Here is a 13,931-nt window from a genome sequence, read left to right on the forward strand (position 1 = left end):
ATGAAAAAGAATATTTTACTGTTAAGCATGCTAGTGGTTTCAATATGGAGCTATTCACAACAAATCATATGGACTGGAAATGCTGGAAACAACGATTTTTTTGACGAAAACAACTGGCAGGACAACACCACAAACCAGCCTCCTACGGCAGGATCTATAGATATTAATCAAGCCATTAATTTAAACTTACAATTACATAATGCAAATGATACAGTTATAGCTAATGGCATTATTAATTTAGGAACAGGAAGTTTATCAGTAATAGCATCTTATCTTGAAGCAAATGCATTTTCGGGCGGAAGCATAACTATAGATAATGAAGCATATATTAATTTAAGTGCTATTTCCCCTTTACAAAATAATGTAATCATTAACTTTACATCTGGCATTGGTTGGGTAAGAACCTTAAATAAAAAAGGAAGCGCTATAATTAACGATAATATATCTCAAATTCAAGTTAATGGAGCTGTAGCAGCTTATCAATCCAACCTTCGCTTAGATAATTATTATCTAAACGGCACCGTAATTAGAAGTAACGATATATCAACCAGTCCTTTAACTCTATATGACGATGTGAATTTACAAGGTGTTTCGGCAAATTTAAGTTTAGATATTATTCATAGCGGATCTACAATTCCCAACGGTTTGGATAATAAGGCAGAGTCCTTCATTCTAAAAAAAGGATTCATGGCAACTCTAGCAATTACTGAAGATGGTACTAGTAAAAGTAAAAATTACATTGCTTCGGAAGCAGATTTAATTGTTAATGAACTTCCAGAATATTTACTAAATGATGTTTCTTTTATTAGAGTTGTTCCATGGAATTGGGTCACAAAAAAAGGTATAGGAGGAAATACTTCTGGTTTAAACACCGAATGGTTTTACAGATGGAATAATACTGGGGCTTCATCAATAGATATTGAATATGCGCCTATGTCTTGGGGTTTTGGAGGCGCTAATGACGATGGAGATATTGCATTATACAAATCTAAATACAAAGCAACGCATGTATTGGCGTTTAATGAATCTGATAACTGTAATGATCAATCAGGGCAGTACAATAATTTGTGTGATACAGATGTTGCCGTAAGCACTTATAAAAATTTAATGAAAACAGGCTTACGCCTAGTATCACCTAGTGGTAGGGAAAATGCGCCTTTTGGTTGGCTAAAAGAATTTCACGACAAAGCCAATGCCCAAGATATTAGAATAGATGTTATTGGTGTACATTGGTACGATTGGGCATCAAACCCTGCTAATAGCCCAAATGCAAATCCTAGTGCAGTTTTTAACAGGTTTAAGAATTACCTACAAAGAGTTTACGATTTATATGGATTACCCATTTGGATTACCGAATTTAATGCTAACCCTAATCGGTCTAATGCTACAAATTATGGGTTTATGCAATTGGCACTACCCTATTTAGAAACTTTAGATTATGTTGAGCGCTACGCTTGGTTTGAGCCTTTTTCAAATACGGCAGATTATTACGACCCAACAGGAACCAGTTTAACAAATGTGGGGGCTTTTTATAAAAATCAAGTTTCTACTCCTGCTGTACCAGAATCTACTATCTCAGCCAATAGCAATTTAGATTTTTATTATACCTTAGGTGTTAATAATTTAGACACTAGTAACGCATTACTATACCCAAACCCTACCAACGGTATAATAACTTTAAGAGCAATAGAAGGAATCGCTTCATACAATATTTATAATGTTCAGGGACAAAGAATCAAGTCAAGAAAAAATATAAACGCAACGGAAATAAAAATAAATCTATCTAAAGAGAATAAGGGAATTTATATTTTAAGAATTATTGATAATAATGGTAATCCATCTTCAAAAAAAATAATTTTAGATTAAAATATATAAATGGATGAACTTTAAACAAAAGTGGTTTTTTACAATATTAGTTTTAGGTTTTTTAACAGTAACAGCCTTTTGTAATAAAACTAAAAAAGTTTTAATTATTGGCGATTCTATTTCAATAGGATACACGCCATTTGTAAAAGAATATTTCTTAAACAATGCAATAATTTATCATAACGAAGGAAATGCGCAACATACAGGTACAGGACTATTAAAAATTGAAGATTGGCTAAAAGACAAAGATTGGGATATTATTCAGTTTAATTGGGGTTTGTGGGATTTATGCTATCGTCATCCCGATTCCAAAGAATATGGAAATAGGGATAAAATAAATGGGAAACCTGAATTTACTGTTGAACAATATGCATCAAATCTTAACGCAATAGTATCTATTATAAAGAAAACATCGAACGCAAAATTAATTTTTGTAACAACTACCTACGTACCTAAAAACGAACCTGGGAGACATAAAAATGATGTTAGTAAGTACAACGAAGCCGCAAAACTAATTATGAAAAAACATAACGTAATTGTAAATGATGTTTATGAACAATCTGTTGATATTCACAGTAAACACGGAAAGGGCGATAACGATGTACATTACACCACAAAAGGTTACAAAAAACTTAGCGAACCCATTATAAAATTTCTAGAATCTAATATTTAAATAATGAATATAAAACACCTTGTTATAGTAATAATTACTATTCTGTCAACATCCTGCGCTGAAAGCAAAAAAGATAAAATGAACAAAAAACCAAACATCATCTATATTCTAGCGGATGATTTAGGTTATGGCGATTTAAGCTGTTACGGACAAACAAAATTCACCACACCAAATATAGATGCTTTAGCTGAAGAAGGCATGCTTTTTATGCAACACTATTCTGGATCAACAGTTTGCGCTCCATCACGATCAACCTTATTAACCGGACTGCATACAGGGCACACACCCATTCGAGGCAATAAAGAAGTAAGACCAGAAGGCCAATGGCCATTACCAGATTCAACCTATACAATTGCAGAACTTTTAAAAAACCAAGGCTATGCTACAGGTGCTTTTGGGAAATGGGGCTTGGGATATCCTGGTTCAGAAGGCGACCCATTAAAACAAGGTTTTGATACATTTTACGGGTACAATTGTCAGCGACTAGGACATCATTATTACCCATACTATTTATGGAACAACGACAAAAAAGTAATGCTAGATGGGAATTCGGGTACTAAAACAGAACAGTATGCCCCAGACTTAATTCATCAAGAGGCTCTAAATTTCATAGAAAAAAATAAGGAAAAGTCATTTTTTTTATATTACCCAAGTATTATTCCGCACGCAGAATTAGTAGCTCCTAAAAACTATATGGATAAATATATTGGAAAATATAATCCTGAAAAAGAATTTAAGGGAACTGATGGCGGCAAAGGTTACAAAGACGGCAAGTACGGCTCCCAAAAGAATGCACATGCTGCATTTGCGGCTATGATTAATGTATTAGATGATCAGGTTGGTGAAATTGTTAGGAAAGTTAGGGACTTAGGCTTAGAAGAAAACACCATATTTATTTTCACCTCAGATAACGGTCCGCACCAAGAAGCTGGGGCAGATCCAGATTATTTTAACAGTAACGGTATTTTAAAAGGGTATAAACGCGATTTATTTGAAGGCGGTATACGCGTACCAATGATTGCTAAATGGAAAGGCAAGATTAAAGAAGGGCGTAGCACCAACCATGTATCGGCTTTTTGGGATGTTATGCCAACATTTGCCGATATTTTAAATGTTAATATTACATCTAAAACAGACGGAATTTCCTTTTTGCCAACCTTAGTTGAAACTAACAATCAGCAACATCATGATTACCTATATTGGGAGTTTCATGAAAGAGGTGGACGACAGGCCATAAGAAAGGATAATTGGAAATTGGTAAAATACAACGTAAAAAATACCCCCAAATATTATCTGTTCAATTTAGATACAGATCCTAGTGAAACACAAAATCTCTCAGAAACATATCCTAAAATATTAGAAGATCTTACGGCTATATTGGAAAATTCTAGAAGCGAATCTGAAATTTTTAAATTTTAAGAAACAAGCATAATGCTAATTAAAATAAACGTAAAAGGTTGTCTATTTACTATCGGAATTCTATTTTTTTACGGATGTAAATCTCAGGAAAAAATAAATTTTGACCTAGAGACAACAGATTACAATATTTTATGGATTATTGCCGACGATTTAGGAACAGATTTAAGTTGCTATGGTAACGATTTGGTATACACGCCCCATTTAGACAAGCTGGCTTCTGAATCTGTTCTACACAAAAAACTATTTACGGTTTCAGCAGTTTGTTCTCCTAGTAGATCTAGTTTTATTACAGGCATGTACCCCGTTACTCTCGGCGTTCATCAACACAGAACACGCTTAAAAAAAGAGTTACCTAATAATATCAAACCCATCACGCAATATTTTAAAAATGCTGGATATTTTGTTACTAATGGCCATGTAAATAAAATTGATGCAAAAGGTAAAATGGATTATAATTTTAAGGCAGAATTTAATGACCTATATCAAGGAACGCATTGGAGGCAAAGAGGTAAAGGGCAAAAATTCTTTTCTCAAATACAAGTATTTTATCCTCACAGACCCTTCCATTTAGATTCATTGCATCCTATTAATCCCGATTTAGTAAAATTACCTCCCTATTATCCAGATCATCCATTAGCCAGAAAAGACTGGGCTTTATATTTAGAAACTGTACAATTAGTTGACGTGAATGTAGGCAAGGTATTAAAACAATTAGAAGAAGATGGCCTTTTAGACAAAACCATCATTTTTTTCTTTGGAGACCAAGGGCGCCCTCATGTTCGTGCCAAACAATTTTTGTATGATTCGGGAATCAACACACCATTAATGGTAAGATATCCAAATGGACATAAAGCAGGAAGCGTTTCAAATAAGTTGATAAGCAATATAGATATTCCAGCGGCCACATTAGCTTTAGCAGGAATAGAAAAACCTTTGTATATGCAAGGTCAGGATTTTTTATCGAAAGCCTTTAAAAGAACTTATGTGTTCTCAATGAGAGATCGCCGCGACGAAACAGTAGACAGAATAAGGTCTGTTCGTTCTAAAAAATTTAAGTACATCAAAAATTATTATATCAATAAACCATACACACAATATAACACCTACAAGGAAATGCATTATCCCATGTTACCATTAATGCACGTTATGTTTGAAGAAGGTAAATTAAATGATGTCCAAAAACCGTTTATGGGGTTGTACAGACCAACCGAAGAACTCTATGATTTAGAAAAAGACCCATTTGAAATTAACAACTTAGCAGAAAACATAAATTACAGTACAGAACTAAAAAAATTACGAGCTGAATTAAATAAATGGGTTAAAAAAAATGATTTAGGCACTTATCCAGAAGATAAAAACGAGATTGTAACAGCGCAAGACGAAGCTTCTAAAAGGCTTAAAATAATTTTAAAACAAAGAAAATTATCTGAAAACGCCACGAACAAAGAGCTTGTTGAATATTGGGAAAAGGAATTATTAAATAAATAAGATATAAAATTAAATCAATCCTAAATTCACTATTACAGTACCGATTGATTAACCTAACTGTTAAATAAACAAAATAACACAACTATTCAACATTGGAAAAACGCATAAGAAGCTGAAACATCAAACAAACCAAAATTAAAACCTTGAGAATAATAACGAAACATGTTACAATCTAACCAGTTTAAAAAATTTATTTTATTCAATATCGAAAAAAAATGAAATTATCAACTTTTTAATCGCATAGTAAAAACTGATAATACGAACGTTCCACGAACACTTGAAAAACAATAAAAAATTAACTCATGAAATATTACAACTTACTAATTTTAACAGCCATTACGCTTGTTAGCTCATGCCAGCAACAAACTATTAAAAAACCAATATATACTGCTGAAAAATGGGAAAATCCTGAATGGGAAAATCCAGAGATTTTTCAAATTAACAGAGAACAACCTACTGCTGCTTTTTATAAATATCCTGATGCGGCATCTGCACTAAAAAATGAAAGTTGGGAAAACTCAACATTTTATAAATCATTAAATGGCACTTGGAATTTTTATTATGCCGATAGTGTTTCAGCTAGACCTACAGATTTTTATAAAAATGATTTTGATTTAAGCGGTTGGGACACCATAAGTGTACCTTCAAACTGGGAAATGAAGGGGTTTGGTATTCCTGTTTATACAAATATTAAATACATGTTTCCTGCTAATCCACCATTTATACCTCACAATATAAACAACAACGGTAGTTATAAACGCGAGTTTGAAATTCCACAGGAATGGGCAGATAAAACCCATTATTTACATTTTGCAGGCGTTAGTGGTGCTATGTATGTTTGGGTTAACGGTAATTTTGTAGGCTATAACGAGGGTAGTAAAACTGCTGCAGAATTTAACATTTCTACATATACAAAACCGGGTAAAAATTTGGTTGCAGTACAAGTATTACGATGGTCTGACGCCAGTTACATGGAAGATCAAGATTTTTGGCGCCTTTCTGGAATAGAACGCGATGTATATGTTTATGCTTCGAATAAAGTAACCTTGCGAGATTTTAGAATTATTTCAGATTTAAAAAACAATTATAAAGACGGCGTACTTAATGCAACCCTTAACATAGATAATAACACTGATACTTCTATAGAAAAAACCATAGATATTAAACTTTTAGATGGTGAAAACAAAGTGTATTCAGAAACCAAATCAGTTAATTTAAAAACTGGAGAAAATAGTGTTGTGTTTACTAAAACGATTCCTAATGTAAAGTCTTGGAATGCGGAACAGCCCAACCTATACACTTTACTTATAACAGTGAATGGTGAATCTACAGCCATTAAGGTTGGTTTTAGAAATATTAAAATTGAAGGTAGTCAGTTTTTGGTGAATGGCAAACCCGTTTTACTTAAAGGTGTTAACCTCCATGATCATGATGATAAAACTGGGCATGTTGTTTCTGAAGAACTTACCAAAAAAGATATGGAATTAATGAAACAAAACAACATTAACGCCATTAGATGTAGTCATTATCCTAAAAACCCTCATTTCTATAGACTAGCGGACAGTTATGGTTTTTATGTAATTGATGAAGCCAATATTGAATCGCACGGTATGGGTGCTACTAATCAAGGATTAGATAAAAACAAAGAAAAGCAAGCCAAACACCCTGCATATTTACCATCTTGGAAAGCAGCGCATTTAGACCGTACCATACGCATGTTTGAACGCGATAAAAACCACCCTAGTATTGTAACATGGTCTTTAGGTAATGAGGCAGGAAATGGCGGTAATTTCTATGCAACTTACAAGTGGTTAAAAGAGCACGATAGTACAAGACCCACACAGTACGAAGGCGCAACTGGTTATGAAAATACCGATATCCAAGCACCTATGTATTGGTCTATAGAAAAAATGATTGCATATGTTGAAAAAGGAGGCACACGCCCATTAATACAATGCGAATATGCACATGCCATGGGCAATAGTTTAGGTAACTTTCAGGATTATTGGGATGTAATAGAACAATATCCTACCATGCAAGGTGGCTTTATTTGGGATTGGGTAGACCAAGGTATTTTAACACAAACCGAAACAGGCGAAAATTATTGGGCATATGGCGGCGATCTTGGAGGCGCACATTTACAAAACGATAACAATTTTTGTTTAAATGGTATTGTTAATCCAGATAGAACAGCACAACCTTTATTATTTGAAACTAAAAAAGTATACCAAAATATAAAGATTAAACATATAAACACTTCTGATCCTGGGGCAATTGAAATTAAAAATATGTTTGATTTCACCAATTTAAATACTTTAAATTTTTCTTGGCAATTGTTAGAAAACGGTATTGAAATAGCTTCAGGAAATCTACCCAAACTAAATGTTGAGCCCTACAAGGCCACAAAACAGCGTATAGATTTACCTAAACTTAAAAACAGTTTTAGCGACTACCATCTAAATATTTATGCAAAAGCATCTGCGGCTAGTGCACTAATTCCCAAAGACCATGTTGTTGCTTACGAACAACTAGAACTTCAAACAGGAGATTTTTTGTCTAAATCATCCCCCTCAAATAGTAAAATAGAAACTTTAAAAACCGAAACAGGTTTAACACTAAGCAATAAAAACTTTAAGATAGAATTCAATACAAAAACAGGTTTATTAAAAACTATTAATTACGGTAATGGCAATATTATAAAAAAAGGCATTACAGCTAACTTTTGGAGAGCAACTACAGATAATGATTTTGGTTTTAAAATGCCAAAAAAATTAGGTGCTTGGAAAGATGCTACCAAAACGCAGGATTTAATTGGATTTAACGAAGTTAAAAGAGGCAATAGCGTTATAGTAAATGTTGCTTATAATTTACCTGCAGTAAAAGACGCCAAAGTTAAAATGAATTACACTATTACAGGCGACGGAGCGATAAACGTAAAAACTGAAATTACCAATGTTGATAATAAACTCCCTGTTTTACCAAGGTTTGGTACAAACTTCATCATCAATGAAGAATTTATTACTGTAAAATGGTTGGGGCGTGGTCCTCACGAAAACTATCAAGACAGAAAAACATCTGCACTAGTTGGGCTTTACGAAGCATCTGTTTCAGAGTTATACTTTCCATACATTCGTCCTCAAGAAAACGGTTACAAAACAGAAACAAGGTGGGTTTCATTTTATAATAATGAAGGCAAAGGCTTAAAAATCTCAGCACCTAAACATTTTGGTTTTAGTGCACACCATCAATACAATGACGATTTTGATGCTGGTGATACCAAACAACAACGCCATACAACAGATATTATAAAAAGAGATTTTGTAAACATAAATATCGATATGCAACAAATGGGCGTTGGTGGCGACAACAGCTGGGGCGCTATGCCACATAAAGAATATCGTATTCAACCTAAAAATTTAAGCTTTATGTACACAATTTCGAAAATATCTGGTAATGAAAAGTAAGCAGATTTTAGTCATTTTTGTTTTTGGCTTATTTTTTCTGAGTATTTTTTCTCAGAACGATAGTTCAAAACCAAATGTACTTTTTATTGTCTGCGATGACTTAAATGATTATCTAGGTGTATTTGGGGGACATCCTCAGGCAAAAACTCCAAATATTGATAAACTTGCGGCAATGGGAATACAGTTTGTTAATGCGCAAACAAATGTTCCAGTTTGCTCACCTTCTAGAAACAGTTTTATTACTGGCGTCTATCCTCACGTTTCTAAAGATTATGGTTGGACAGATCTGAAAAAACAACCAGTTTTAAAGAATAATAAAACTATTATGCGGCTTTTTAAAGAAAATGGGTATATAACTTTAGGAACTGGAAAAATATCCCATTGGAATAACGACACAGACTGGGATGAGTGGGGAATGTCTTTAAAAAATAATTATGGGCCTTTTTATTTTGATGGGGAAAAGAAAATAGCATTGCCAACGGTACCTTCTCCTTATAATGAAATAGGTGCCGTGGACGGGTCTTATGGTCGGTTATCAGATGCGGGGATTTCACTGGGGAAAAATGGAGAGAAGGGCTGGGTCTATGGCTGGAGCGATGAACCTATGCGATACTTGAATGATGATGACAGAGATTTGATGCAAGATGAATTGCACGCAAAATGGATTGTCGAAAAAATTGGTGAACTTGAGGAAAAGGAAAAACAAAAACCGTTTTTCATGGGAGTTGGTTTTGTAAGACCACATACACCACTGCATGCACCTGACAAATATTTCGATATGTTTCCAATAGATGATCTAAAATTGGAGTATTGGCAAGCTGAAGATTCAAATGATACCTTCTGGGATAATAATTTTGACACTGAACTTAAAGGACCACGATATAATCGTACACTTTTAGAATCTTATAATGGAGATAGAGAATTAGCTATAAAACACTTTTTACAAGCTTATTTAGCTTGCGTAGCATTTGTTGATGAACAAGTTGGCAAGGTAATCAACGCTTTAAACGAAAGTAAATTTAAGGACAATACAATAGTAATTTTTACAAGTGATCATGGTTGGCAAATGGGTGAAAAGAATTATTTGTTTAAAAACTCACCTTGGGAGGAAAGTGCAAGAATACCTTTAATTATTAAAGCACCTAATTTTAAGCAAGAATTAAGAGTTGAACAACCCGTTGGTCTCATCGACTTATATCCTACTTTAATTGATTTATGTAATTTAAAGGGCGACAACAAAATCAATGATAAAGGTGGTGATTTAGGTGGGTACAGTTTACAACCTTTACTTAAAAAAGATTTCAAAAACTGGGAAGGGCCTAACGGAGCGTTAACCGTTGTTGGCAACTATGGGGTTAAAACATCCACCGAAAGACAAAATTTCTCTTATCGAACTAAAGACTGGCGGTACATAATATATAGTAATGGTCAAGAAGAGTTATATAATCATAACAATGATTCTTACGAATTGAATAACCTTGCAGAGCTAAAACAATACCAATCTGTAAAAAGAAAACTTAAAAGCGAAGTACTTGCGATTTTAAATAAATAAAAATCGATAAAAAGAACCTTTAATTCATTAGTAATATTAGGTTTATTGTCTTACAAATAAGACAATGTACAGACCAATTCTTTCAATCCAGGAAAATTATGGCTAGATACTAATGTACAACATATTAATTCGCACGGTGGCTGATCATTATATTACAATAACTCCTGTGTATTAGTATAGAGAACATAAAACAGCTGGAAATAATGATAATGAAGCTATGGTAGGTGTTTAATGTATCTAAATACCCAAAAGGAAGATATATATTGATAATTAAGGGAAAAACGAAAATGCATATTTGTTGTACCTGCATAAAAAAAGCCTTTACAAGAAATCTTGTAAAGGCTTTGTACTGAAGGCGGGACTTGAACCCGCACGGACTAAATGTCCATTGGATTTTAAGTCCAACGTGTCTACCAATTCCACCACTTCAGCATAGTTAGAGTACACTAGGCACATCAACTAATTGGTATGTTTTAAAGTATCAGAGCGAAAGACGGGATTTGAACCCGCGACCCTCACCTTGGCAAGGTGATGCTCTACCCCTGAGCTACTTTCGCAGTTTTTAAATGAACGTGCAATGTTGCTATTGCGGATGCAAATTTAAAATATTTCTAGGAAATGCAAAGCCTTTTACCGAAATAAATAAAAATAATTTTAAGCCTGCTTTTTCTTTACCAGCATACGCTTAATTTCATTGAGTTTCATAAGCGCTTCTACTGGTGTAAGTGTTTCAATATCAACATATAAATTTTTTAGCTTTAGAAGCTTAAGAGTTAAACATTGTGAGGTAGGACATTATGTTTTTATCTCTTTTTATTTTTTTATCCGCTACAATTATTCCTACATCCTTTAAAACTATGGTTTTGTTTCATCTTCCCATTTGTTTTTTGTATATTTTAGGAAGCTTATCATTAAGTTGATAAATAAATTACTAACAATGGATAAGGCTAAATTTAACATATCAAAAGTTTTAAGTGAAAGCGAGTTTTCTGATATAATTGATAAAAACACCAAAATTTCTATTTTGGGGTTAGATGGCCATTTTATTTATGTTAGTGAGGCGCTCTCTTCTTTCCTTGATTACAAAACATCAGATTTAATAAGGAAGCCTTTTAGTATTTTAAACCCAGATCAGTACAAATCAGAATCATTTAATAAATGGTTAACATCTATTAAAGAGAACGAATATTGGACAGACATTATAGAAATTAAAACAAAGAAAAAGCAACCATTACAATCAAGGTGTACTATATCTCATATTAATAACTCCAACAACGAGATTAAATGCTTTTTTATTCTATTAGAAAACGCAACCAATTATAAAAACATAGACGAATATATTAATAACGACAAAAGCTATAAATGGTTTTTTTGCAAAAGCCCTTTGCCAAAATCTTTAATAGCACTATCAACTTTAACGTATATTGATGTTAACAAATCGTGGCAAAATTATACAGGCTACTCTAAAGAAGAGGCTATTGGAGTTTCGCCAAACGATTTAAAATTACACAATTTACTAGACCAAAAACTTCTTGAAAAGATTCGTATTACCAAAAAAACATCGTTTAAAACAAACGAAACAACTCTTATAAATAAAGAAGGTGATAAAAAATTTGCCATTGTATCATTCGAATTAATCTACATTAACAAAAAAGCGTATTTACTAAAAGTTATAAAAGATATTACGCATTGTATTATGTTCCAAAAAGAGTTGGCTAAAAAAGCTATTCAAAAAAAAGATGCACTACTTAAGTTAACAGAAATAATTGGTGGAAACTTTGATAAAACACTAGAAAAAATTACTTCTATTTCTGCAAAAATGCTTAATGTTGAACGCGTAAGTATTTGGAATTTCAACAAAGATGCCTCAAGCATGGTGTGTCTAAACGCGTACAACCTTTCCACTGGCATCTACTCTAATACGTTGAAATTTAAAGCCGATAATTATCCTAATTATTTTGAGGCCCTAAAAAGAAATAAAATAATAAAAGTTAATAACGTTTTAGAACACGAGGCCACAAAAAAACTTGCAGACACCTATTTTAATCCACTTGGAATAACTTCTACCTTAGATATTTTAATACCGTACAATAACGGAAATTATGGTATTATATGTTTTGAGCATATTGGAACTGCTCGAAAATGGACATTTGAAGAAGAAGAATTTGCTGCTGCTATCGCAAATATTGTTGCTTTGGCCATAGAAAATAGAGAAAGACGTATTGTAGAAACACAATTATTAGAAGTTAACGACAAACTTGTAAATGCCAACAACGAATTACGCGATTTAAAAAAAGACCTAGAGAAACAAAACTCTTATCTAAGAGAAGAAATAGATTTAGTTTTTAATTATGAAGAAATGGTATATGGTAGTGCTGCCTTTAGTAAAATTCTAACAGATGCCGAAAGTGTTGCCGAAACCAATGCCACCGTACTACTTCTTGGAGAATCTGGTACCGGTAAGGAACTTTTGGCTAGAGCTATTCACAATATAAGCAACAGAAAGGACAAACCACTTATAAAAGTTAATTGTGCCGCTATTCCCAGAGAATTAATTGAGAGCGAATTGTTTGGGCATAAAAAAGGATCGTTTACAGGAGCCTTTAGTGATAAAGAAGGTAAATTTAAACTGGCAGATGGGGGCACTTTATTCTTAGACGAAATTGGTGAGCTACCCTTAGATTTACAACCTAAATTATTAAGAGCTATACAAGAATCTGAAATTGAACAAATAGGTGGCACTCAGGTTCAGAAGGTAGATATTAGAATTATTGCTGCTACAAATAGAAATCTTGAACAAGAAGTACAAAACAAAAATTTTAGGGAAGATCTTTATTTTAGAATAAATGTATTCCCCATACTTATACCCCCTTTAAGAGACAGACCAGAAGACATACCCATACTAATAGAACATTTTGTTGACAAATTCTGCAAAAAATATAACAAGTCTATAAAGCTCATCTCTAAAGACACAAAAAATAAATTACAAAATTACAAATGGCCAGGTAACATAAGAGAACTTGAAAATTTAATTGAAAGATCTGTAATATTATCTAACAATGAAACTCTTTTTGTTCCCGGTTTTAAATCTGCATCAAAGGAACTACCAATATCATCTACAGTTCTTACGCTAGAAGAAGCTCAGAGAATACATATAAAACAAGTACTTAAACAATGTAATTGGAAAATAAGCGGTCCTAGAAGTGCATCAGAATTACTAGATGTTAAACCTAGTACACTAAGAGATAAGATAAAAAAACTTCATATAGAAAAATCTTAAAAATCGGTATGCCGCTAAATTCAAATTTTTAAAATATTTAATCACGATATACCGTGGTTAAAAATCTCACTCCTTCCACTAAATATTATTATAAGTAACTGAAAAACAAATTCTTAAAATATATTTTTAAGTTTTTTTGCATTTGGCATATTAGTTGGCATAGCCATTTACAAGTATTAACAAAAAGCT

At 32.9% G+C, this 13,931-nt stretch carries 7 protein-coding genes and 2 tRNA genes; 7 read left to right on the plus strand and 2 right to left on the minus strand.

What is annotated here, in order from left to right:
• From CLV33_RS10330 to CLV33_RS10355, 6 genes are all read left to right on the plus strand, one after another.
• Positions 1–1,866 carry a glycosyl hydrolase gene (locus CLV33_RS10330; RefSeq protein WP_105473839.1) on the plus strand — a complete coding sequence of 622 codons (1,866 nt, stop codon included), beginning with the start codon at positions 1–3 and terminating at the stop codon, positions 1,864–1,866.
• A gap of 13 nt (positions 1,867–1,879) precedes the next feature.
• Positions 1,880–2,539 carry an SGNH/GDSL hydrolase family protein gene (locus tag CLV33_RS10335; protein ID WP_105473840.1) on the plus strand — a complete coding sequence of 220 codons (660 nt, stop codon included), beginning with the start codon at positions 1,880–1,882 and terminating at the stop codon, positions 2,537–2,539.
• Positions 2,540–2,617: 78 nt separating this feature from the next.
• The gene (locus tag CLV33_RS10340) at positions 2,618–3,958 is read left to right on the plus strand and encodes an arylsulfatase (RefSeq protein ID WP_244906420.1); all 1,341 of its coding nucleotides are present in this window, start codon (positions 2,618–2,620) and stop codon (positions 3,956–3,958) included.
• Positions 3,959–3,970: 12 nt separating this feature from the next.
• Positions 3,971–5,446, plus strand: coding sequence for a sulfatase family protein (locus CLV33_RS10345; protein WP_105473842.1), 1,476 nt, complete (start codon positions 3,971–3,973; stop codon positions 5,444–5,446).
• 302 nt (positions 5,447–5,748) lie between these two features.
• The gene (locus CLV33_RS10350; protein ID WP_105473843.1) at positions 5,749–8,910 is read left to right on the plus strand and encodes a glycoside hydrolase family 2 TIM barrel-domain containing protein; all 3,162 of its coding nucleotides are present in this window, start codon (positions 5,749–5,751) and stop codon (positions 8,908–8,910) included.
• Positions 8,900–10,462 carry a sulfatase gene (locus CLV33_RS10355; RefSeq protein ID WP_105473844.1) on the plus strand — a complete coding sequence of 521 codons (1,563 nt, stop codon included), beginning with the start codon at positions 8,900–8,902 and terminating at the stop codon, positions 10,460–10,462. The genes CLV33_RS10350 and CLV33_RS10355 overlap by 11 nt, the downstream gene beginning before the upstream one ends.
• Positions 10,463–10,809: 347 nt before the next feature.
• Here the strand turns inward: CLV33_RS10355 and CLV33_RS10360 are convergent.
• Positions 10,810–10,894: transfer RNA gene (locus tag CLV33_RS10360), tRNA-Leu, on the minus strand.
• Between the two features lie 53 nt (positions 10,895–10,947).
• Positions 10,948–11,019, minus strand: a tRNA-Gly gene (locus CLV33_RS10365).
• 380 nt (positions 11,020–11,399) lie between these two features.
• Here CLV33_RS10365 and CLV33_RS10370 point away from each other — a divergent pair.
• A complete protein-coding gene (locus CLV33_RS10370; RefSeq protein ID WP_105473845.1) occupies positions 11,400–13,742 on the plus strand; it encodes a sigma 54-interacting transcriptional regulator in 2,343 nt (780 codons plus the stop codon).
• Positions 13,743–13,931: the final 189 nt, after the last annotated feature.

Origin of the sequence: Jejuia pallidilutea (genome assembly GCF_002973595.1) — a bacterium.
GTDB lineage: Bacteria > Bacteroidota > Bacteroidia > Flavobacteriales > Flavobacteriaceae > Jejuia > Jejuia pallidilutea.

Bases quoted from the DNA above. Each gene is read 5' to 3' on its own strand.
- CLV33_RS10330 (WP_105473839.1), top strand. From the start codon at position 1: ATGAAAAAGAATATTTTACTGTTAAGCATGCTAGTGGTTTCAATATGG.
- CLV33_RS10355 (WP_105473844.1), top strand. From the start codon at position 8,900: ATGAAAAGTAAGCAGATTTTAGTCATTTTTGTTTTTGGCTTATTTTTT.
- CLV33_RS10345 (WP_105473842.1), top strand. From the start codon at position 3,971: ATGCTAATTAAAATAAACGTAAAAGGTTGTCTATTTACTATCGGAATT.
- CLV33_RS10335 (WP_105473840.1), top strand. From the start codon at position 1,880: ATGAACTTTAAACAAAAGTGGTTTTTTACAATATTAGTTTTAGGTTTT.
- CLV33_RS10370 (WP_105473845.1), top strand. From the start codon at position 11,400: ATGGATAAGGCTAAATTTAACATATCAAAAGTTTTAAGTGAAAGCGAG.
- CLV33_RS10340 (WP_244906420.1), top strand. From the start codon at position 2,618: ATGAACAAAAAACCAAACATCATCTATATTCTAGCGGATGATTTAGGT.
- CLV33_RS10350 (WP_105473843.1), top strand. From the start codon at position 5,749: ATGAAATATTACAACTTACTAATTTTAACAGCCATTACGCTTGTTAGC.